The sequence below is a fragment of the Streptomyces sp. NPDC045695 genome (genome assembly GCF_056432025.1).
Window position 1 is genome coordinate 86,294 of sequence record NZ_JBWKJU010000007.1, and the last position, 19,547, is coordinate 105,840.

16 protein-coding genes and 6 tRNA genes are annotated in these 19,547 nt (G+C 74.4%); 10 read left to right on the plus strand and 12 right to left on the minus strand.

Features of this window, described 5'->3' with window-relative positions:
* The first annotated feature begins 45 nt into the window (after window positions 1-45).
* On the plus strand, window positions 46-2,415 hold the full coding sequence (locus AC07DU_RS14840) for an SCO7613 C-terminal domain-containing membrane protein (protein ID WP_479111675.1): 2,370 nt from the start codon (window positions 46-48) through the stop codon (window positions 2,413-2,415).
* Between the two features lie 81 nt (window positions 2,416-2,496).
* Here AC07DU_RS14840 and AC07DU_RS14845 read toward each other — a convergent pair.
* Both AC07DU_RS14845 and AC07DU_RS14850 read right to left on the minus strand, forming a co-directional pair.
* Window positions 2,497-2,568: transfer RNA gene (locus tag AC07DU_RS14845), tRNA-Val, on the minus strand.
* Window positions 2,569-2,614: 46 nt separating this feature from the next.
* Window positions 2,615-3,088 carry a TIGR02611 family protein gene (locus AC07DU_RS14850; protein ID WP_360887363.1) on the minus strand — a complete coding sequence of 158 codons (474 nt, stop codon included), beginning with the start codon at window positions 3,086-3,088 and terminating at the stop codon, window positions 2,615-2,617.
* Between the two features lie 189 nt (window positions 3,089-3,277).
* On the opposite strand from AC07DU_RS14850, the gene AC07DU_RS14855 reads away from it, so the two are divergent.
* Both AC07DU_RS14855 and AC07DU_RS14860 read left to right on the plus strand, forming a co-directional pair.
* Window positions 3,278-3,691 carry an SsgA family sporulation/cell division regulator gene (locus AC07DU_RS14855; RefSeq protein WP_030011909.1) on the plus strand — a complete coding sequence of 138 codons (414 nt, stop codon included), beginning with the start codon at window positions 3,278-3,280 and terminating at the stop codon, window positions 3,689-3,691.
* 198 nt (window positions 3,692-3,889) lie between these two features.
* Window positions 3,890-4,510: a CGNR zinc finger domain-containing protein gene (locus AC07DU_RS14860; protein ID WP_360887367.1), complete on the plus strand. Its 621-nt coding sequence runs from the start codon at window positions 3,890-3,892 to the stop codon at window positions 4,508-4,510.
* 230 nt (window positions 4,511-4,740) lie between these two features.
* Here the strand turns inward: AC07DU_RS14860 and AC07DU_RS14865 are convergent, their stop codons facing one another.
* Complete coding sequence (locus AC07DU_RS14865; RefSeq protein ID WP_479111678.1) at window positions 4,741-5,199, minus strand: hypothetical protein; 459 nt, start codon at window positions 5,197-5,199, stop codon at window positions 4,741-4,743.
* A 176-nt stretch (window positions 5,200-5,375) separates the two neighbouring features.
* Between AC07DU_RS14865 and AC07DU_RS14870 the strand changes: the two genes are divergently transcribed.
* A complete protein-coding gene (locus AC07DU_RS14870) occupies window positions 5,376-5,870 on the plus strand; it encodes a DsbA family protein (protein WP_360887372.1) in 495 nt (164 codons plus the stop codon).
* A gap of 8 nt (window positions 5,871-5,878) precedes the next feature.
* Here AC07DU_RS14870 and AC07DU_RS14875 read toward each other — a convergent pair whose 3' ends face one another.
* Genes AC07DU_RS14875 through AC07DU_RS14885 form a run of 3 tightly spaced genes read right to left on the minus strand, consistent with a single transcriptional unit; the run spans window position 5,879 to window position 8,713 of the window.
* Window positions 5,879-6,721 carry a GNAT family N-acetyltransferase gene (locus tag AC07DU_RS14875; protein ID WP_479111680.1) on the minus strand — a complete coding sequence of 281 codons (843 nt, stop codon included), beginning with the start codon at window positions 6,719-6,721 and terminating at the stop codon, window positions 5,879-5,881.
* 43 nt (window positions 6,722-6,764) lie between these two features.
* Window positions 6,765-7,586: an aminotransferase class IV gene (locus AC07DU_RS14880; protein ID WP_479031487.1), complete on the minus strand. Its 822-nt coding sequence runs from the start codon at window positions 7,584-7,586 to the stop codon at window positions 6,765-6,767.
* Window positions 7,587-7,630: 44 nt separating this feature from the next.
* Entirely contained in the window at window positions 7,631-8,713 is a 1,083-nt protein-coding gene (locus AC07DU_RS14885) for a chorismate-binding protein (protein WP_360887381.1), read from the minus strand.
* 180 nt (window positions 8,714-8,893) lie between these two features.
* Between AC07DU_RS14885 and AC07DU_RS14890 the strand changes: the two genes are divergently transcribed.
* The 5 genes from AC07DU_RS14890 (at window position 8,894) to AC07DU_RS14910 (ending at window position 9,377) form a co-directional block, all read left to right on the plus strand.
* Window positions 8,894-8,966: transfer RNA gene (locus AC07DU_RS14890), tRNA-Gly, on the plus strand.
* Window positions 8,967-9,007: 41 nt separating this feature from the next.
* Window positions 9,008-9,081 (plus strand) — tRNA-Cys (locus AC07DU_RS14895).
* Between the two features lies 1 nt (window position 9,082).
* Window positions 9,083-9,154, plus strand: a tRNA-Val gene (locus AC07DU_RS14900).
* Window positions 9,155-9,173: 19 nt separating this feature from the next.
* Window positions 9,174-9,245: transfer RNA gene (locus AC07DU_RS14905), tRNA-Val, on the plus strand.
* A gap of 60 nt (window positions 9,246-9,305) precedes the next feature.
* Window positions 9,306-9,377 (plus strand) — tRNA-Val (locus tag AC07DU_RS14910).
* 243 nt (window positions 9,378-9,620) lie between these two features.
* On the opposite strand, the gene AC07DU_RS14915 is transcribed toward AC07DU_RS14910, so the two are convergent.
* Entirely contained in the window at window positions 9,621-9,806 is a 186-nt protein-coding gene (locus AC07DU_RS14915; RefSeq protein ID WP_360887384.1) for a hypothetical protein, read from the minus strand.
* A gap of 551 nt (window positions 9,807-10,357) precedes the next feature.
* On the opposite strand from AC07DU_RS14915, the gene AC07DU_RS14920 reads away from it, so the two are divergent.
* Window positions 10,358-11,557, plus strand: a complete 1,200-nt coding sequence (locus AC07DU_RS14920) for a serine/threonine-protein kinase (RefSeq protein ID WP_360887386.1) — start codon at window positions 10,358-10,360, stop codon at window positions 11,555-11,557.
* Window positions 11,558-11,610: 53 nt separating this feature from the next.
* On the opposite strand, the gene AC07DU_RS14925 is transcribed toward AC07DU_RS14920, so the two are convergent.
* From AC07DU_RS14925 to AC07DU_RS14945, 5 genes are all read right to left on the minus strand, one after another.
* A complete protein-coding gene (locus AC07DU_RS14925) occupies window positions 11,611-12,432 on the minus strand; it encodes a TrmH family RNA methyltransferase (protein WP_479111683.1) in 822 nt (273 codons plus the stop codon).
* A gap of 42 nt (window positions 12,433-12,474) precedes the next feature.
* Window positions 12,475-13,701, minus strand: coding sequence for a uroporphyrinogen-III C-methyltransferase (gene cobA, locus AC07DU_RS14930; protein ID WP_479031497.1), 1,227 nt, complete (start codon window positions 13,699-13,701; stop codon window positions 12,475-12,477).
* A gap of 210 nt (window positions 13,702-13,911) precedes the next feature.
* Window positions 13,912-17,037, minus strand: coding sequence for a nicotinate-nucleotide--dimethylbenzimidazole phosphoribosyltransferase (gene cobT, locus AC07DU_RS14935; RefSeq protein WP_479111685.1), 3,126 nt, complete (start codon window positions 17,035-17,037; stop codon window positions 13,912-13,914).
* A 274-nt stretch (window positions 17,038-17,311) separates the two neighbouring features.
* A complete protein-coding gene (gene cbiE, locus AC07DU_RS14940) occupies window positions 17,312-18,520 on the minus strand; it encodes a precorrin-6y C5,15-methyltransferase (decarboxylating) subunit CbiE (RefSeq protein ID WP_479031503.1) in 1,209 nt (402 codons plus the stop codon).
* A 106-nt stretch (window positions 18,521-18,626) separates the two neighbouring features.
* On the minus strand, window positions 18,627-19,316 hold the full coding sequence (locus AC07DU_RS14945; protein ID WP_360887401.1) for a GNAT family N-acetyltransferase: 690 nt from the start codon (window positions 19,314-19,316) through the stop codon (window positions 18,627-18,629).
* Between the last annotated feature and the right edge of the window lie 231 nt (window positions 19,317-19,547).

Below are 19,547 nucleotides of genomic sequence, written 5' to 3' on the forward strand. Positions count from 1 at the left end.
CGCGCGCCCATGTCCTGATGCCGTGACCGGCGCCACACTCCGGGTATGGACACCCCCTTGCCGCCGGCCGAAGAGCTGGTGCTCATCGACCGCGAGCTGGCGCAACTCGATGCCCGGCGGCTCTACTTGCTGGCCCGCCGGGACTGGCTGCTGCGCCTGCTGAACCAGCCCGCTCCTCCCGCTCCTCCCCGCTGGGCGCCCACCGGGACCGCCGAACCCGCGAAGGAGGCCTCCGCCCCGAGCGCGCAGAACGTGCTGCTGACCTTGGGTGCGGTGCTGCTGGCCGTGGCCGCGCTGGCGTTCACGCTGGTCAGCTGGGGGTCCCTGGGGATCGCCGGGCGTTCGGCGGTGCTGGCCGCGGTGACGGCGGGGGCGCTGGGCGCCCCCGTCCTGCTGCTGCGCCGCGGGCTGCGGTCGACGGCTGAGGCGGTCGCCGCGGTGGGGCTGCTGCTGACGGTGCTGGACGCGTACGCGCTGTACGCGGTCGGCATGCCGGACACCGACGGCACCGGGTACGCGGCGGGGGCGGCCGCGGTGCTCGCGGCGGCGTGGGCCGGGTACGGGCGGGCCCCGTCCGCGCGCCCGCTGCGGATCCCGTTGCCGGCGGCGGTGCTGGCGGCGCAGTTGCCGCTGCCGCTGGCGGCGCTGGCGGCGGAAGGGGGCCCGCTGGAGCTCGGCTGGGCGCTGCTGGCGACGGCCGGGCTGGACGCGGCGCTCGCGCTGCGGGTCCGGGCGGCGGCGCTGCCGGCGGCCGTACTGGGCGCGGGGGCGCTGCTGTGCGGGGCGGCCCAGTCCTGGTCGGCGGCTTCGGCGGCGCAGGCGCTGGCTCCGGCGGCGCTGCTGCTGGCGGCCGCGGCCCTGGGGACGGCGGCGGCCTGGCGGGAGCCGCGCGCCTCGGGGGCGGCGCTGGCGGGCGCCGTGACCGCGGTGGTGGCGCTGGGCGGGGTGGCCCGGCCGCACCTGGAGCCGGGCTGGGCGGTGGTGGTGCACCTGCTGGTGGCCGTGCCGCTGCTGGCGGCCGTACGGGTCCGCGCGCTGCCGGGGGCGGTACGCACCGGGCTGACGCGGGCGGGGGCGCTGGTGGCCGCTCTGGCGGCCCTGTGGGCGGTTTCGGCGGCCGCTGCGGCCCTGCTGGTCCCCCTCCGGGTGCTGGATGAGGTCTGGGCGGCGACGACCCCGGCGTCCGGGCCGCCCCGGCCGGGAGCAGCGGCGGCCGCGCTGACCCTGCTGGTGACGGCCGGCGCCGCCTGGTGGCTGTCGCGGGCGCTGGCCCGGCCGGAGCCCGGGGTGGTGGCGGTGGTCCTGGCCTGGTCGGGGCTGTTCACGGCCCCGGTGCTGCTCGGCTTCCCGGTGGCGGCGGTGTTCACGGCCCAGCTGGCGGTGACGGGCGCGGCGGGGTTCCTCGCGCTGCGCTCCCCCGCCCGCGCAGCCGCGACCGCCGGGATCGTGTGCGCGCTGGCGGGCGCCGCGCACGTGTCGGTGGGCGCTCTGGACGGCCGGGCGGCGACCTTCGCGGTCTGGGGGCTGCTGGGCGCGGCTTGCGCGTCCGCGGCGGCGTACGGGCGCGCCCCGCTGTGGGCCCGCTCCCTCGCCGCCGTGTGGGCCGTCGGGTATGCCACGGGCGTGCTGGTCGCGGTGGGCGCGGTGACGGAGCTCGCCGTGGTCTGGTGGGCGCTGCCGGTGCTCGCGGTCCCGGCGCTGGTCGCGGCGCTCGGGCCGCTGCTGGGCGGCGTACGGCTCCCCGCCGAGATCGCGGCGGCCGTGGCCGGCGTGTCGGCGGTGGGCCTGTCGGCCGGGCGGACCGGGACGCTGGCCCTGGTCCTGGCGCTGGCCGGGGTGATCTGCGCGGGGGCGGCGGTGCGGCCGGACCGGCGCGTGCTGGGCTGGGCGTCGGGGACGCTGTTCGTGGCGGCGACCTGGGTCCGGCTCGCCGAGGCCGGGGTCGCGGCGCCGGAGGCCTACACCCTGCCGGTGACGGTGCCCGCCCTGGCGGTGGGCCTGCTGCGCCGGCGCGCGGACCGCGGCGGGCCCGGCCCGGACGGCGGGGCGCCCGCCGTGGTCTCGTCCTGGACGGCGTACGGCCCCGGTCTCGCGGCGACCCTGCTGCCGAGTCTGCTCGCGGCGTGGGGGGACCCGGACTGGAAGCGTCCCCTGCTGCTGGGCACGGCCGCGCTGGCGGTGACCCTGACGGGCGCCCACCGCAGGCTCCAGGCCCCGCTGCTGCTGGGCGGTGCGACGCTGGCGGCGGTGGCGCTGCACGAGCTGGCCCCGTACGTGGTGCAGGTGGCGGGGGCGCTCCCCCGCTGGGTGCCGCCGGCCCTGGCGGGTGTGCTGCTGCTGGTGGTGGGGGCGACGTACGAGAGGCGGCTGCGCGACGCGCGGCGGCTGCGGGACGCCATCGGAAGGCTGGGGTGAGGCCGGGGGGAGCGCGCGCCGGAGGCCGCGGGAACGCCAGAGGCCCGGAGACGGTGAAAGTCTCCGGGCCTCTGGTCCGGGTGGGCGATACTGGGTTCGAACCAGTGACCCCTTCGGTGTGAACGAAGTGCTCTCCCACTGAGCTAATCGCCCGGACGCACCGCAAACATTACCGCATGTCAGCGGCGTCCCGTGACCATCACTGGTCCTTGAGGTTCCAGGGCAGGACGAGCCCGTACTTCCACAGGTAGAAGCCGATCAGGGCGCCCGCGATGACGAGGCCCGCGCTGGTCAGGATGAGGTTGCGACGGCGGACCTTCGGGTCGAGCGCCTTCTGCGCGGCCTCGGTGACCTTGCGCTTGGTCCAGCGCAGCACGAGGTGCGCCCAGGCGAACTCGGTGGCCCAGATCGCCAGGCCGGCGAAGATCGCGACCCAGCCCGGGCCGGGCAGGACGAGCATGGCGACACCGGCGGCGATCACGGCGAGGCCGACGACGAAGACGCCGACCTGCCAGCTCAGGTGCAGGCCCCTGCGGGCCTTGATGAAGGCGGGTGCCTTCGACACGTGCGTCGCTTCCGTCTCGTCGTGCGTGCCGGACGCGTCGGAGGCAGATGCGGATGCGGAATCGTCTGATGCGGAATCGTTGGTTCCGCGGTCACTCCCCGTATTCATGGAGTCGAATCTACCGGAGCTTCGACCCGAGCTCGAAGCACACGGGAATGGTGCTTTGGATCCGCCGTCCGAGGGACCCAGAGGTCCGCAAAACGGTCAGAGGGGTTTACAACGGCACCGTAGGTGGCATGTCGATTTCGCCGACGTGCGAATCCCCGAGCGCACACTGAGCGAAAGGCCCTGGCGCTTATGAACACCACGGTCAGCTGCGAGCTGCACCTGCGCCTCGTTGTGTCGAGCGAGTCCTCACTGCCTGTTCCCGCGGGCCTGCGGTATGACACGGCCGACCCCTACGCCGTGCACGCCACCTTCCACACCGGCGCCGAGGAGACGGTCGAATGGGTATTCGCCCGCGACCTCCTCGCGGAGGGCCTCCACCGGCCCACTGGTACCGGCGACGTCCGCGTCTGGCCGTCCCGCAGCCACGGTCAGGGCGTCGTCTGCATCGCCCTGAGCTCACCGGAGGGAGAAGCACTGCTCGAAGCACCCGCCCGAGCACTCGAGTCGTTCCTCAAGCGGACGGACGCCGCGGTCCCACCCGGGACCGAGCACCGGCACTTCGACCTCGACAAAGAGCTCTCCCACATCCTGGCCGAAAGCTGAGCCAGGCCCCCCACCGCCCGACACCGTCCGACTCGGGGCGACGGTGCCGTGCGGACAACCACATACGGCAGTGCCGGCGCTGTTCTCGCGGAAGCCACCCGCGAGGACGGCGCCGGTGTGCTGTGCGAGACCCGCTAGAGTCGGGCGGCAGTGGCGGCAGCGGTCCGTCGCCGCAGGCCGGCCCCTGAGGGAGACCCCGTGCAGATCCCCCACGACACTCGACGCGCGCTCGACGTCGTCGTCGCGCTGGTGAACACCGCGGCCGAGGCGGACCAGCCCGACGGGCTCTCGGACATCGGCGAGCTGCGCTCCTTCGTCCAGGAATACGCGATCAGCGACGTCGGCGAACTCGGCGCCCGCGATCTGGCCGGCGTCCGGACCGTGCGCGGCAAATTCGCCCAGGTCTTCGCGGCACCGAACCCCCGCGCGGCGGCCGTACTGATCAACGAGCTCGTGGCGACGGCCGGCACGACCCCGCAGCTGACCGACCACGACGGCTACGACTGGCACGTGCACTACTTCGCGCCCGGCGCGTCGGTGGGCGACCACCTGGCGGCCGACGGCGGCATGGCGCTGGCCTTCATCGTGGTGTCCGGCGAGCAGGAACGGCTCCGCCGCTGCGAGGCCCCCGACTGCCGGCGCGCCTTCGTCGACCTCTCCCGCAACCGCTCCCGGCGCTACTGCGACAGCCGGACCTGCGGGAACCGGCTGCACGTGGCCGCGTACCGGGCCCGGCGCAAGGAGGCCGACGCGGAGGCGTCAGAGCATGAAGAGGTCGTGTACGGCGCCGAGCAGCAGCAGGATGCCGATCACCGCTAGGAAGATCATCAGGGGTGGCTGGGAGAGCGCGAAGAGACAGCCTCGCGGCTCCTCGGCAACAGGGGCGGGTACCGGCGCGGGAACCGAGGGGTCGGTCGGTGAGGTCTTGACCATGTCGGGGCGATGATGGCGCAGCGGACCACCGTCCGTCCGTCAACACGCCACCAACCGCGCGGTACTTCGCCCGATCTTGTGGACCTGCCCCGAAGGGGTGGACCTGGCGGCGCCGGTCAGATGCCGTGCTTCTTGAGGATGGCCTCGATGTCGGAGAAGTCGTCGCCGGGAGCGTCGGCCGGTGCCTTCCCGCGCGCCGCTGGATCGGGGCGTACGCCGGCCCCGGCGGCGCCGAGCGACGGCGCGGAGGCGCCCGGGGCGACGGCCTGCCCGGCGGCGCTCCCCTTGACCTTCCTCCCGGGCTCCCCGGCCCTGCCGAGGCGGCGGCGCTCGACGGCCCGGGTGGTGACGAGGAGCAGCCAGGCCAGTGCCAGCAGTCCGAAGCCGGCCCAGACGGTCGGCTTGAACGCGATCCCGGACACCCACTCCACCAGGCCGGTCATCACGAGGGCCACCGGCACGAGCGCGTACGCGGCGATCCGCGCGGCGGACAGGAAGCGCTTGCGGTAGGCGGTGAGCGCGGCGAGCCCCAGGCCCGCCGCGGACACCGCGGAGCAGATGGTCTCGGCGAGCATGCGGTCCTCCGGGCTTTCGGCGGCTGGGCGGTCTCTCCCCCTCCATCCTGCACCGCCCGGCGCCGCACGGGCCAGGTCCGCGGGCCCCGCCGCCGGGATCTCGGGGGCATCTGGGGGTCCGCCTCCTCCCCAGGTGCCGGTCGGCCGGAGCGGGCGGGGGCTGGGAGACTGTCCGCATGACCGATTCCGTGATCCTCGACGTCTGGTGCGAACTCCAGTGCCCGGACTGCCACAGCGCTCTGGACGACGTGCGCGCCCTGCGGGCCCGCTACGGCGACCGGCTGGACATCCGGCTGCGCCACTTCCCGCTGGAGAAGCACAAGCACTCCTTCGCCGCGGCGCAGGCCGCCGAGGAGGCCGTCGAGCAGGGGCAGGGCTGGCCGTACGCGGAGGCGGTGCTGGCGCGCACCGCGGAGCTGGGTGAGCGCGGCGAGCCGGTGCTGCTGGACGTGGCGCGCGAACTGGGCCTGGACGTGGAGGAGTTCGACACCGCCCTGATCGACGGACGGCACATCCTGATCGTCGACGCCGACCAGGCCGAGGGCAAGGCCATCGGCGTGAGCGGTACCCCGACCTACGTGATCGGAGGCGAACGCCTCGACGGCGGAAAGAGCCAGGAGGGCCTGCGCGCCCGCATCGAGGAGATCGCCGACCGCCTCCTCGGGGCCTAGCCGTCGGCCTAGAGCAGCTCCTTGACGGCGTTCACCGTGGTGTCCCGGTACCCGAGCGACTCGTAGAGCCGCCGGGCCGGGGTGTTGCCCTCGACCACGTACAGGCCCAGGTGGCGGCCGCCGCCGGCCAGTGCGGCGCGCTCGGCCAGCAGCATGAGGGACCGGCCGTGGCCCCGCCCCCGTTGTTCGGGCGCGACCCGGACGTCGTACACGTACGGGACGCTGCCGAGGCCGGGCAGGTCGCGCTCCCCGACCCACACGCTGCCCGCGATCCCGTCCTGCGGCGTCTGGACCACGAGCAGGGCGCTGCCGGGCGTGTCCCGGCCGGCCGGCAGCATCCGGGCGTGCTCCGCGCGGGAGGCGGCCAGGCCCTCTTCGGCGCTCATGCCCGGGGCGACGAGGCGGGGGGCGTACTCCACGACGGCGAGCTCCAGCCAGGCGTCGAACTCCGCCTGGGTCATCGGGCGGCCGGTGCTGCCCTCGGGGAGCGCGGGCGGCTCGGCCGCCAGTTCCTTGAGCATGACGCGCCCGGTCTCCCGGTAGCCGAGGGCCGTGGCCATGCGCAGGGCGGGCGTCGCGTCGGCGGGTACCGACACGGCGACGCCGGTGCAGCGCCAGGAGCGCAGCACTTCCTCGGCGGCGAGGGCGGCGACCGTGCCGCGCCCCCGCCGGCGGTCCGGTTCGTCGATCCACAGGTTCCGGATCACGCCGGTCCGTGGCTCGGCGGCGGAGCGGGTGGCCAGTTCGAGGGCGCCGACGGGCCGGCTGTTGACCCGGACCTCATAGGCCCGGGAGCGGGTGCCGTCGCCGTGGTGCTGGAGCGGCTGTGCGGGCCGCAGGGTGGTGGTCATCACTTGGTGTTCTACCGGCCCCGCGGCTCCGCGTCACGGGTGTTCACGGATCCAGGTCCGCACCGGCCCTCGCTTCGAAGATCCGCATGACCTCGGCCGTGACCGGTCCGGGCGCCGTTCCCAGATCGCGGGAGTCCACCCGCAGCACCGCCTGCGCGTCGCGCAGCGAAGAGGTCAGGAAGACCTCCTCCGCCTCGGCCAGCGCCTCGAAGGGCAGGTCGGTCTCCTTGGCGCCGGCCCATTCGACGACGAGGGCCCTGGTGATGCCGGCCAGGCAGCCGGAGGTCAGGGGCGGGGTGTGCAGTTCCCCGTCGAGCACGACGAAGACGTTGGAGCCGGTGCCCTCGCAGAGCCGCCCGACGGTGTTGGCCAGGAGCGCCTCGGAGGCCCCGGCCCGGTGGGCGGCGGCGAGCGCGACCACGTTCTCGGCGTAGGAGGTGGTCTTCAGGCCGGCCACGCCGGAGCGCTCGTTGCGGACCCAGTCGACCGTGACGACCTCGGTGGTGTCGGGGCGGCGGGGGGACTGCGCGGCGGCGACGACCAGGGTGGGCGCGGCGTCGCCGCGGTCGGAGCCGAGCGGGGAGACTCCCCCGGTGTAGGTGACGCGCAGCCGCCCGTGTTCCATCGGGTTGGCCTCCAGTACGGCCGCGCAGGCCCGGCGCACCTCGTCGAGGTCGGGATCCGGCAGGCCCAGGCCCCGGGAGGAGCGGGTCAGCCGCTCCAGGTGGCGGGTGAGTGCGAAGGCCCGGCCGCCCTGCGCCTTCAGCGTCTCGAAGACGCCGTCGCCCACGGTCAGCCCGTGGTCGAGGACGGACACCTTGGCGTCGGACACGTCTCTCAGCGTTCCGTCGAGCCAGATTCTCATCGTGCGCCTCTCCTGTGGTGCCGTCGTCCTGTGGGGCCGACGTCCTATGGTGCCGTTCGCCCTATGGTGCCGTTCGCCGCGCGGGAGGCGGTCGTCTCCCGGCCGGAGGCCACGCGCAGCAGGCGGGCCGCCTTCAGCTCCGTCTCCGCCCACTCACGGTCCGGATCGGAGCCCCAGGTGATCCCGGCTCCGGTGCCGAAGAGCAGGCTGGGGCCGCCGGGTGCCTCCCGGTCGATCCAGAAGGTACGGATGCCCACGGCGAGCTCGGCGGTTCCCCGGTCGGCGTCGACCCAGCCGATCGCGCCGCAGTAGGGGCCGCGCGGGGCGGTCTCCAGGGCTTCGATGATCCGCAGGGCGGAGGACTTGGGGGCGCCGGTGACGGAGCCGGGCGGGAAGGTGGCGTCGAGCAGCTCGGGCCAGCCGGCGCCGTCGGCGAGCTCGCCGCTGACGGTGGAGACGAGGTGGACCAGGCCGGGGTGCTCCTCGACGGCGCACAGCTCGGGGACGGTGACGGAGCCGGTGGCGCAGACCCGGCCCAGGTCGTTGCGTACGAGGTCCACGATCATCACGTTCTCGGCGTGGTCCTTGGGGAGCAGGTCGGCGACGGTGCGGCCGGTGCCCTTGATGGGGCCGGACTCGACGTGCCGGCCGGCCCGGCGCAGGTAGAGCTCCGGGGAGGCGGTGGCGATCTCCACGCCGTGCGCGGCCAGCCGAATCGTTCCTGCATAGGGTGCGGGGTTGCCGCGCGCCAGCAGCGCCGTGAGGGCGTCGACGTCGGCGCGGTCCGGGTGGGGCAGCGGCGCGGACATCACGCGGCACAGGTTGGCCTGGTAGACCTCACCGGCGGCGATGTGCTCGCGGATGCGGCGCACGCCCTCGACGTACGCGGCGCGGTCGAGCGAGGAGGTCCACTGGTCGGCCTCGGGTCCGGTCCAGGCGCCCGGGACGGGCGTGGGGACGGGGTCGGGGCGCACGTCACCGAAGCGCGCGCAGACGAGCCGCCCTTCGAAGTCGGCGGACACCGCCCAGAAGCCGGTGGAGTCGAGGGCGCCGGGGTCGCCGGTGACGTCTCGGAGGTCGGTCGCGAGGAGGCCGCCGAAGCGGGCCATGGGGGGCAGGTCGTGCACGGCTGCGAGTCTATGACCGGTGACGTGGCGCCGCCGGTGCGGTGACGGCCGGGTGACCTGTGGTGATCGAGCGGCAGCACGCTGCGGAAACGCGTTTTTGAGCTGGCCCCGGAATCCGCTAGAGTTCAACACGTCGCCAGGGAGCGAAGGGGGAGAGCCCCGGAGTGAACACGGTGACCTGCGGACGTAGCTCAGTTGGTAGAGCACCACCTTGCCAAGGTGGATGTCGCGAGTTCGAGTCTCGTCGTCCGCTCGAAGTGGGGGATTTCTTCCCGAGAACCCCTGCAGCTCCATGGTGGAGTGGCCGAGAGGCGAGGCAACGGCCTGCAAAGCCGTCTACACGGGTTCAAATCCCGTCTCCACCTCCAAGGACGATTAGCTCAGCGGGAGAGCGCTTCCCTGACACGGAAGAGGTCACTGGTTCAATCCCAGTATCGTCCACTGATCCGCAAGGATCCCCGCGCGATTAGCTCAGCGGGAGAGCGCTTCCCTGACACGGAAGAGGTCACTGGTTCAATCCCAGTATCGCGCACGCAGCACCTGCACGACCTGCACCACATGTTCGACCTGCGGCTCCAGAGCCGTGGTTCCCGCGCGATTAGCTCAGCGGGAGAGCGCTTCCCTGACACGGAAGAGGTCACTGGTTCAATCCCAGTATCGCGCACAGCCCGAAGCCCCGGCCGTCTCCACGGCCGGGGCTTTCGCGTTCCCCCGTCCGGGCCAGCGGGCACGGGGACGACCATGGGGACGGGCCGGTGAGAAGTTTGAAAAGGGTGCTGCCCGTCCGACTCCCCAGTCGTACGGGCAGCACCCTTCACCTGCCGTCCGTCCGTCACGCCCCCGTCCCCACGGGGTGCGACGCGATGATGTCCGGACCCGGGCCGCTCTCCCGGGCCTGGGGCGCCGCTCAGCGCCCCAGCATCACGCCTACGGACGACGCCTGTGCCGCCAGCTGATCGAAGCCTCCGAAGAGGAAGAGCAGTACGGCGGCCAGGGGGAGCACCATGGCCGCGGCCACCAGTGGGTGACGCGTGCCGGACTCATGGCCGTTGAACGCGAAAGCCTTGCGTCCGTGCCGTGCGATGTCCGCCATGATCCTCTCCCTGTCGTCTGGAAGCGGCGGGCGTTTGACCTCGGGGGAGGGGCACGTCACCCGCCGCTTGTCCTCAACACTAGGCGGGCGCAACCGTCCTGGCCTCATGCCTTCGTACCCCTTGCCGGGCCTCCGGGAGGATGAGGGGGCCTGCCCCGCGTACTCCCCTGGGTGGAGATCGCTCACCCGCTGTCGGGGTCTTCCCGGAGGGGATGACCGGAGGGTAGTGACTTCCCTCACTTTCGTCACTCCCTGTTGATGCGTGTCCGTCCACGGGACCGCAGGAAGATCGACTCGGGTCTGACCTGCGCGCCGACGCGCTTCGGCGCTGCCGGGGGCGCCCACAGGCCCCAATCCCCTTGCGCGAAGGGCGGCTTGGGCCTGTGGCCCGACTGCCGGACGCCACCGGGGACTTTCGCTGAGGCTCCCTCAAGTGTGCTGTGCCGCACTGACGATCGAATCCCACGGCGAGGGCGCGGCCTCTGAGCGCGCATGCCGGATGGTCCGTAAGCTGTGCCAGGTCAACAGGACGACCGGTCAGCGGGGTGGACATGGCGATGATGCGGCTCCGGCGCGAGGACCCGCGTGTCGTCGGCTCGTTCAGGCTGCACCGACGCCTCGGGGCCGGTGGCATGGGCGTGGTCTACCTGGGCTCGGACCGGCGCGGGCAGCGCGTCGCGCTCAAGGTCATCCGGCCGGATCTCGCCGAGGACCAGGAGTTCCGCTCGCGGTTCGCCCGCGAGGTCTCGGCCGCCCGCCGGATCCGCGGCGGGTGCACCGCGCGGCTGGTGGCGGCCGACCTGGAGGCCGAGCGGCCGTGGTTCGCCACCCAGTACGTGCCCGGGCCCTCGCTGCACGACAAGGTGGCCGAGGAAGGCCCCCTGACGGCCGCGCAGATCGCCGCGATCGGCGCCGCCCTCTCCGAGGGCCTGGTCGCCGTGCACGAGGCGGGGGTCGTCCACCGGGACCTCAAGCCCTCCAACATCCTCCTGTCCCCCAAGGGCCCCCGGATCATCGACTTCGGGATCGCCTGGGCCACCGGGGCGAGCACCCTCACCCACGTGGGCACCGCCGTCGGCTCCCCCGGCTTCCTCGCTCCCGAGCAGGTGCGCGGCGCCGCCGTCACCCCGGCCACCGACGTCTTCGCCCTGGGCGCCACCCTGGCCTACGCGGCGACCGCCGACTCGCCCTTCGGACACGGCAGTTCCGAGGTCATGCTGTACCGCGTGGTGCACGAGGAGCCCCACCTCCAGGGGGTCCCGGACGCGCTGGCGCCCCTCGTACAGGCCTGCCTGGCCAAGGACCCCGAGGAGCGCCCCAGCACGCTCCAGCTGTCGATGCGGCTCAAGGAGATCGCGGCCCGCGAGGCGCAGGGGCTGTCCGACGGGCGCCCGCCGGCGCAGCGGGCCCGGACCGAGCGGCCGACGGGGCGGCTGGCCGAGCCGTACGGGGAGCAGCGCACGGAGCGCCGTACGGGCGCAGGCTCCGTGCCCCGGCCGCAGGGACAGGGCCAGGCGTCGCAGAGCGGGCCGCATTCGCGGCCCTCGTCCTCGCGCAACCCGCGGGTGCCCGGGGGGCCTTCCTCGCGCCCGACGGCGGGGCGTACGGGCGGCCGCCCGGCACCCCGTACGACGGGGACGGGGCGGCGGCCTTCGCGGCCCGACCCGAAGCTGATGCGGCAGCGGCTGATCGTGTTCGTCGTGGTGACGCTGATCGTGGCGCTGGGCATCGCGGCGGCGCAGAAGCTCTGACGCCCGGCCACCGCCGCGCCACCGCCCCGCCCGTCGGCCGGGTCCGCGTCCGGCTACTGGCCGTCTGCGCGGCCCTGGGCCACCGCGTAGAAGGCCACCGCCGCCGCGGCGCCCACGTTCAGCGAGTCCACGCCGTGCGCCATGGGGATCCGTACCCACTCGTCGGCGGCGACCAGCGCCTGCGTGGACAGGCCGTCCCCTTCGGCTCCGAGCATCAGCGCGACGCGTTCCAGGGACTGCGGCGCGGCCACGTCGATCGGCGAGGCCTTCTCGTGCGGGGTGAGGGCCAGCAGCTTGAAGCCGGCCTCGCGCACCGAGTCCAGGCTCTTGGGCCAGGCCTCCAGGCGGGCGTAGGGGACGGAGAACACCGCGCCCATGGAGACCTTCACCGAGCGGCGGTAGAGCGGGTCCGCGCAGTCGGGCGACAGCAGCACCGCGTCCATGCCGAGGGCGGCGGCGCTGCGGAAGATGGCCCCGATGTTGGTGTGGTCGTTGACCGCTTCCATGACGACCACGCGGCGGGTCGTGGCGAGCAGTTCCCGCGCCGTGGGCAGCGGCTTGCGCTGCATGGAGGCCAGGGCCCCGCGGTGCACGTGGTAGCCGGTGACGCGTTCGACGAGCTCGGGGCTGACGGCGTAGACCGGGGCCGGGAGTTCGTCGATGACGTCCCGCATGACGTCGACCCACTTGGCGGAGAGCAGCATCGAGCGCATCTCGTACCCGGCGTCCTTGGCGCGTCTGATGACCTTCTCGCCCTCGGCGATGAAGAGGCCTTCCGCGGGCTCGCGCCTGCGCCGCAGTTCGACGTCGGTCAGACCCGTGTAGTCGCGCAGGCGCGGGTCGTCGGGGTCCTCGACGGTGATGAGATCAGCCACAGGGTGATACTGCCTTGTCCTGGGTGTGAAGCCAACGGCCTGTCAGGCGCCGGCGGTGGTGGAGCCGACGCGGACGACCTCGCCGATGACGATGACCGCGGGCGGACGGACCTCCTCGGCGCGGACGCGTGCGCCGACCGTGGCGAGGGTGGCGTCCACCCGGCGCTGGGTGGCGGTGGTGCCCTCCTGGACGACCGCCACGGGGGTCTCGGGAGAGCGTCCGTGGCGCACGAGGGCCTCGGCGATGAGGCCGATCTTGTCGACGCCCATGAGGATCACCAGGGTGCCGGTGAGCTTGGCGAGCGAGGCCCAGTCCACGAGCGAGCGCGGGTCGTCGGGGCCGACGTGGCCGCTGACCACGGTGAACTCGTGGGCCACGCCGCGGTGGGTGACGGGGATGCCGGCGGCGCCGGGCACCGAGATGGAGCTGGAGATGCCGGGCACGACGGTGCAGGAGATGCCGGCCTCGGCGAGGGCCTGGAGCTCCTCCATGCCGCGGCCGAAGACGTACGGGTCCCCGCCCTTGAGCCGGACCACGGCCTTGCCCGCCTTGGCGTGCTCGATCAGCGCGTTGTTGATGGCCTCCTGGGCCATGAACCGGCCGTACGGGATCTTCGCGGCGTCGATGACCTCGACGTGCGGGGGGAGCTCGTCGAGCAGGTCGCGGGGGCCGAGCCGGTCGGCGATGACGACGTCGGCCTCTGCGAGGAGGCGGCGGCCGCGCACGGTGATGAGGTCGGGGTCGCCGGGGCCGCCGCCGACGAGGGAGACGCCGGGGGTGGACTTGTGGCGGTGGGCGGGGGCGGTGAGGGTGCCGTCGCGCAGGCCCTCGACGATCGCGTCGCGCACGGCGGCCGAGCGGCGGGGGTCGTTGCCCGTCAGCACGGCGACGGTGACGCCCTCGACGCGGCCGGTGGCCGGGGTCCAGGCGGTGGCGGCGGAGGCGTCGTCGGCGCGCACGCACCAGACGCGCTCGCGCTCGGCCTCGGCGGAGGCGCGCTCGTTGGCCTCGCGGTTCTGGGTGGCGATGAGCGCGTACCAGGCGCCCACGAGGTCGCCGTCCTCGTAGCGGCGGCGCTCCCAGCGGATCTCGCCGCTCTCGGCCATGGCGTCCACGGAGGGCGTGGCGGAGGGGGAGATCAGCAGGACGTCGGCGCCGGCCGCGATGAGCGCGGGGAGGCGGCGCTGGGCGACCTGGCCGCCGCCGATGACGACGACGCGGCGGCCGGCGAGTCGCAGACCGACGGGGTACGCGGGGTGTTCGGCCATGGCGGTGCGCTCCTGATGCGGCAGTCGTTCTGTCGTGCCGCTGCGGCTTTGGAGCGGCGGGGGTGCTGACGTGCGGGTTCTTGGTGCGAGTCCACCATACGGCCCGGTTCGGTCCGTAGCGCGGACGGGTCCCGGAGCCCCGCGGCGCACACGCCCGCGAGGCGGGTGCGGGTCCGCCTCCGGACGCGGCCGGAGGCGGGCCCGGCCCGACTACTTCTCGGTGACGCCCGCGGAGTCGAACGTGGCGACCTCGTGCATCGCACGGGCCGCGCTCTGGACCAGCGGGAGGGCCAGGAGGGCGCCCGTGCCCTCGCCGAGGCGCAGGTCCAGGTCGACCAGGGGGCGCAGGCCGAGCTTGTTCAGGGCCGCCACGTGGCCTGGTTCCGCGCTGCGGTGGCCCGCGATGCAGGCCGACAGGGACTCCGGGGCGATGGCGCGGGCCACCAGGGCGGCGGCTCCCGCGCTGACGCCGTCCAGGATCACCGGGGTGCGCAGGGACGCACCGCCGAGCAGGAGACCGACGATGGCCGCGTGCTCCAGGCCGCCGATGGCCGCCAGGACCCCGATGGGGTCCGCCGGGTCGGGCTGGTGGAGCTCCAGGGCGCGGCGTACGACCTCGACCTTGCGGGCGTGCGTCTCGTCGTTGATGCCCGTGCCGCGGCCGGTGACCTCGGACGGGTCGACCCCGGTGAAGACGGAGATCAGGGCCGCGGAGACGGTGGTGTTCGCGATGCCCATCTCGCCCGTGAGCAGGGCCTTGTTGCCCGCCGCGACCAGGTCGCGAGCGGTCTCGATGCCGACCTCGATCGCGGCGACCGCCTCCTCGCGGGTCATCGCGGGGCCGGTGGAGAGGTCGGCCGTGCCCGGGCGGACCTTGCGGGGCAGCAGGCCGGGGGTCGAGGGGAGGTCCCCGGCGACGCCGACGTCGATCACGCAGACCTCGGCGCCCACCTGGTTGGCGAAGGCGTTGCAGACGGCTCCGCCGCCCAGGAAGTTGGCCACCATCTGGGTGGTGACCTCCTGCGGCCACGGGGTGACGCCCTGGGCGTGCACGCCGTGGTCACCGGCGAAGATCGCCACGGCCGCGGGCTCCGGGATGGGCGGCGGACAGACCCGCGAGAGGCCGGCCAGCTGTGCGGAGATGATTTCGAGCATGCCCAGGGCCCCGGCGGGCTTGGTCATGCGCTTCTGCCGCTCCCACGCCTCGCCGAGCGCCTTCGCGTCGAGGGGGCGGATGCTGGCGACCGTCTCGGACAGCAGGTCGTGGGGCTCCTCGCCGGGCAGGGCGCGGCGCCCGTACGTCTCCTCGTGGACGACCCAGGAGAGCGGCCGGCGCTGGGACCAGCCGGCCTGGGCCAGCTCGGGCTCCTCCGGGAACTCGTCGACGTAGCCGACGCACAGGTACGCGACGACCTCCAGGTGCTCCGGCAGGCCCAGCTCGCGGACCATCTCGCGCTCGTCGAAGAAGCTGACCCAGCCGACGCCGAGGCCTTCGGCGCGCGCGGCGAGCCAGAGGTTCTCGACGGCGAGGGCCGAGGAGTACGGGGCCATCTGCGGCTGGGTGTGCCGGCCGAGGGTGTGGCGGCCGCCGCGGGTGGGGTCGGCGGTGACGACGATGTTCACCGGGGTGTCGAGGATGGCCTCGATCTTGAGTTCCTTGAACTGCTTGGCCCGGGCCTTGGGCAGGGAGTTCGCGTAGGCCTCGCGCTGCCGCTGGGCGAGCTCGTGCATCGTGCGGCGGGTCTCGGCGGAGCGGATGACGACGAAGTCCCAGGGCTGGGAGTGGCCGACGCTGGGCGCGGTGTGGGCCGCCTCCAGGACGCGGAGCAGCACCTCGTGCGGAATCGGGTCGGTACGGAAGCCCTTGCGGATGTCACGGCGCTCGCGCATGACGCGCAGGACGGCCTCGCGCTCGGCGTCGTCGTAACCCGGCGCGGCCTCGCCTGCGGCGGGCTCGGCGGCGGGCTCGGCGGCGGCGGGCTCGGCGGCGGCGGGCTCGGCGGGCGCCGCGTCACCTGCGGTGGGCTGGGCGGGTTCGACTGCGATGACCGCCTCGGCCGCCTCGGCCACCGGCGGCTCGGACTGCGCCGGCTCGGCCGCCGGGGGCTGTACGTCGGCGGGAGCGGGGGTGACCGGCTCCGCCGGTGCCTCGGCGACGGGCTCGGCCGACGGGTGTGCCTCGGCCACGGCTTCGGCGGCAACGGCTTCGGCCGGTACGGGCTCGCCCGGGCCGGCCACCGGGGGCAGGGGCTCGGCGGGGACCGGCTCGGCGGGCGCCGCTTCGGCCGGGACCGGCTCGGCGGGCGCCGCCTCGGCGGGTACCGGCTCGGCGGGCAGAGACTCGACCGGGGCGGGCTCCGGCTGCGCCTCGACGGCGGCGGGCTCGGCTCCGGCTTCGGGGGCGGCTTCGGGGGCGGCGGCCTGGGCGACCGGCGCCGCGGGGGCCGCCTCGGGCTCGGCCGGGACCGGCTCGGGCTCCACGGGCTGCGCCACGGGCTCGGCCGGGGACTCCACGGCCACCGGGGCCGCGGGGAGCGGCTCCGGCTCGGCGGGCGGTGCCACCTGCTCGGCCGGCGCCTCGGGAGCCTGGGGCGCGGGCTCCGGGGCGGCGTCCGGCTGCGGGGCGGCGTCCGGCTGCGCCACGGGGGCGGAGGCGTCCTGCGCCACGGGCTGCGGCTGCTGCTGCTGCTCGGCGAGCGGGGGAAGCGGGGTCCACGGGGCGCCGGTCTGCGGCGGGATCTCGGACAGCTGCGGGCCGGGGCCGGCCGGGGTGTCCAGGTACTCGGGACCGGTGGTGGGCGGACCGGGCTGGCGCACGGGCGCCGGCGCCGCGGCCGGGCCCCGGTCCGCGAGGGACCGTACGACCCCGCCGGTGGCGTCGGGCACGGGCGGGCCCATGTGCAGCGGGCGCCGCACGGGGGCCGCGGGGGCCACCGGGGCCGCGGCGGCGGGCGTCGGGACGACGAGTCCGCCGAGGTCGAGCGAGCCGGAGTCACGGCCACCCGCCTCGTGGGCGCCCGCGCCGTAGGAGGGGAACTCGGGGTAGGCGGCCGGCTCGGTGTACACCGGGGCCTCGGGGTAGGCCTGCTCGGCGCCGTACACCGGGAAGGCGGGGGCCGGCGGGACGACCTGCGGGTCGCTCCAGGCGCCCTGGCCGCTCGGCATCAGCAGCAGTTCCTCGTCCTCCGGCTCGGCCGGGTTGTCCATGAGGTCCTGGAAGGCGTAGCCAGCGGGAAGGGGGGCGGGAATCTGGACCGGAGCGGGGACGCCCTGCTGATCCACCATGCCCGCGCTGTCCGGGTGATTCTCGCCCGGGACCTGGCCGGTGTCAGTCATGCTTACCCCTCGCCCATCGGTGTTGCTCTTCGATCGCCCGGCCGCCCACGGGGCCGCCGGACGGAGTGTTCCTGCGGGGTTGGCGTGTGATGGAGTTCGCCTCGCATACGCCTTCACGACAACCAGTAAGCATTGTCGCGCCCGTTGGCCATCGTGGCGGCCATAACCGCCAGGGTCCTCTGTGGACTGCGCCACGTCGCGCCTCCCGACGGTGTCGCGATGCCCGAATCGTCCGAGGCAGTACGACGATCGGCCAGCCTACCCCGGCCTCGGATCAGCGGGCCACGGGGCGCTGTGCCGCCAGGAGGAACACGACGGAACGGTCCTGTTCGGCCCAGGTCCGGGGGTCCAGGCCGACGGACTGGAGCAGGGCGCACTCGACGGCGTACCCGTGTTCGGTGAGCGTCCTGCCGATGGCCTCGGCCTCGTCGCGCGTGGAGGCGTGGCTGACGATGCGTTCGGGGCGGCGGTCGGCGACGGCCGCGACGACCGCCGCTCCCCCGCCGCCGACGCGGACCACGTCGGGCTCGGGCAGGTCCTCCAGTACGTGCGGTGCGCGTCCGGCGACGACCTGGAGCTGCACTCCTCGCTTGCGGGCGGCGACCGTGACGCGGGCGCAGGCCTCCGGGTCGGCGTCCACGGCGATGACGGCGGCGCCGAGGGCCGCGGCGTCCACGGCCAACCCGCCGGAGCCGGCGCCGATGTCCCAGACGAGGTCACCGGTGCGCGGGCCGAGACGGGCGAGCTGGGCGGCGCGCAGCTGCGCCGACTCCCCCTCCCCTTCCCCGGCGTCGTCCTGCGGCCGGGCCCAGCCGCGCTCGGCGGAGTGGGCGGCGCTCTGGCCGAGCAGCCACCCCGGCTCGGCGGCGGGGGCCTGGACTCCTCCTCCGATGACGATGACGACGTTCGGGTCGCGCCAGCTGTGGTCGGCGGCCTTGTCGGAGGTCAGGACGCTCACCTGCTCGCGGTCGGTGCCGAGTTCCTCGCAGATGACGAAGGTGCGGTGGACTCCGCCCAGGAGCAGCGCGAGTTCGGCGGGCCCGGCGCCGGGCGAGGTGAGGACGGCGACCTTGGCGTGGGCGCGGCAGACGTTGACGGCGCGGCGCAGGGTGCGGGGGTGGGCGACGACGACCTGGGCGTCGTCCCAGGGCATGCCGGCGCGGGCGAAGGCGGCGGCGACGGAGGAGACGGCCGGGACGACCTCGACCTCCAGGCCGTGCTCGGGGGCGCGCAGGGTGCGTACGACGCCGAAGAATCCGGGGTCCCCGTCCGCGAAGACGACGGCGGTGCCGCGGTGGCCAGCGATGCGGCGGGCGGCGAGGCCGAGGCTGCCGAGGCGGATGCGTTCGGCGGCGGGCGGGACTTCGGGGAGGGCGAGGTGGTGGGCGGCGCCGGCCACCAGGGTGGCGGCGGACAGCGCGGACCGGGCGGCCGCGGTCAGGGGCGAGCCGTCCCAGCCGATCACCGTGACCCGGTCGGCCATCGTCGTCAGTCTCCTGGTGTGGGCGGGGGCGCCTCCCGGCGCCGGCTGGGGGGAGGGCGCAGCTTCGTCGAGGGGTCGGGCACGGTGAGACTACCTGCTCATCGGTTCAGGACCAGTCGGCTCCGACGGCGTAGCCGTTCGCTTCGGCCGGCTGTCCGAATCGGGCGCCGCCCGCGTAGTCGTCGTAGCCGTCGTAACCCTCGTATCCGTCGCCTTCGTCGAGGTCCTCGGGGACGAGGCTCCAGACGATGAGGTCGGTGCGGGTGTCGGTCCAGCCTCCGTCGGCGGTCTGTGTGCGCACTATCCAGGCGTTGCGCAGGACGCCCTCGCTGATGCAGCCGATCTTCTGGGCCACTTGCTGGGAGGCGGTGTTGTCGGCGGCGGTGCGCAGTTCGAGTCGCTCGAAGCCCTGGTCGCGGAAGAGCCACTGGGCGACGGCGAGCACGGATTCGCTGGCATAGCCCTCGCCGCGGGCCCAGGGAGCGGTGACGTAGCCGACCTCGGTGGCGCGCGTGCGCCAGTTGGTGTTCTGGAGGTGGACGATGCCGACGAGGCGCTGGGTGAGGAACTCGGTGACGGCGAAGACAATTCCGCGGCCCTCTGTGCGTTCGGCGTGGGAGTGCCGGGTGGCGAAGGCGTGGGCGTCGGCCTGGGTGTAGGGGTGCGGTACGGAGGTCCAGGCGGTGACGTTCTCGTCGTTCATCATCTCGGTGAGCGCGGTGACGTCCTCTTCCTCGAAGGAGCGCAGCACCAGCCGGTCCGTGCTGATGGTGACGTCCGGGAAGGTGGTAGTCATGCGCAGCTCCATGCCGTTGCTGGACCGTTTGCGTGGGTCGTAGGCCACAGCATGCAGCATGGGCCGCGGGAAGCGCATGGCCGGGTTGCCCGGATGCGGGCAGAGTCGGGGGCCGCCCCGTCTTTCCCCCAGCGGGTCCCGAAGCCCCCACCCCCACTCATGGGGGCGGGGGCCTCCTCGGGACCCCGCCCGAGGGTATGGGCGACCAAGGACCAGACGAACAAACCCCTG

What these genes read in the sequence shown, in the direction of transcription:
- AC07DU_RS14840 (WP_479111675.1), top strand. Translation starts at nt 46, where the DNA reads ATGGACACCCCCTTGCCGCCGGCCGAAGAGCTGGTGCTCATCGACCGC.
- AC07DU_RS14850 (WP_360887363.1), bottom strand. Translation starts at nt 3,088, where the DNA reads ATGAATACGGGGAGTGACCGCGGAACCAACGATTCCGCATCAGACGAT.
- AC07DU_RS14855 (WP_030011909.1), top strand. Translation starts at nt 3,278, where the DNA reads ATGAACACCACGGTCAGCTGCGAGCTGCACCTGCGCCTCGTTGTGTCG.
- AC07DU_RS14865 (WP_479111678.1), bottom strand. Translation starts at nt 5,199, where the DNA reads ATGCTCGCCGAGACCATCTGCTCCGCGGTGTCCGCGGCGGGCCTGGGG.
- AC07DU_RS14870 (WP_360887372.1), top strand. Translation starts at nt 5,376, where the DNA reads ATGACCGATTCCGTGATCCTCGACGTCTGGTGCGAACTCCAGTGCCCG.
- AC07DU_RS14875 (WP_479111680.1), bottom strand. Translation starts at nt 6,721, where the DNA reads ATGACCACCACCCTGCGGCCCGCACAGCCGCTCCAGCACCACGGCGAC.
- AC07DU_RS14880 (WP_479031487.1), bottom strand. Translation starts at nt 7,586, where the DNA reads ATGAGAATCTGGCTCGACGGAACGCTGAGAGACGTGTCCGACGCCAAG.
- AC07DU_RS14915 (WP_360887384.1), bottom strand. Translation starts at nt 9,806, where the DNA reads ATGGCGGACATCGCACGGCACGGACGCAAGGCTTTCGCGTTCAACGGC.
- AC07DU_RS14920 (WP_360887386.1), top strand. Translation starts at nt 10,358, where the DNA reads ATGGCGATGATGCGGCTCCGGCGCGAGGACCCGCGTGTCGTCGGCTCG.
- cobA (WP_479031497.1), bottom strand. Translation starts at nt 13,701, where the DNA reads ATGGCCGAACACCCCGCGTACCCCGTCGGTCTGCGACTCGCCGGCCGC.
- cobT (WP_479111685.1), bottom strand. Translation starts at nt 17,037, where the DNA reads ATGACTGACACCGGCCAGGTCCCGGGCGAGAATCACCCGGACAGCGCG.
- cbiE (WP_479031503.1), bottom strand. Translation starts at nt 18,520, where the DNA reads ATGGCCGACCGGGTCACGGTGATCGGCTGGGACGGCTCGCCCCTGACC.
- AC07DU_RS14945 (WP_360887401.1), bottom strand. Translation starts at nt 19,316, where the DNA reads ATGACTACCACCTTCCCGGACGTCACCATCAGCACGGACCGGCTGGTG.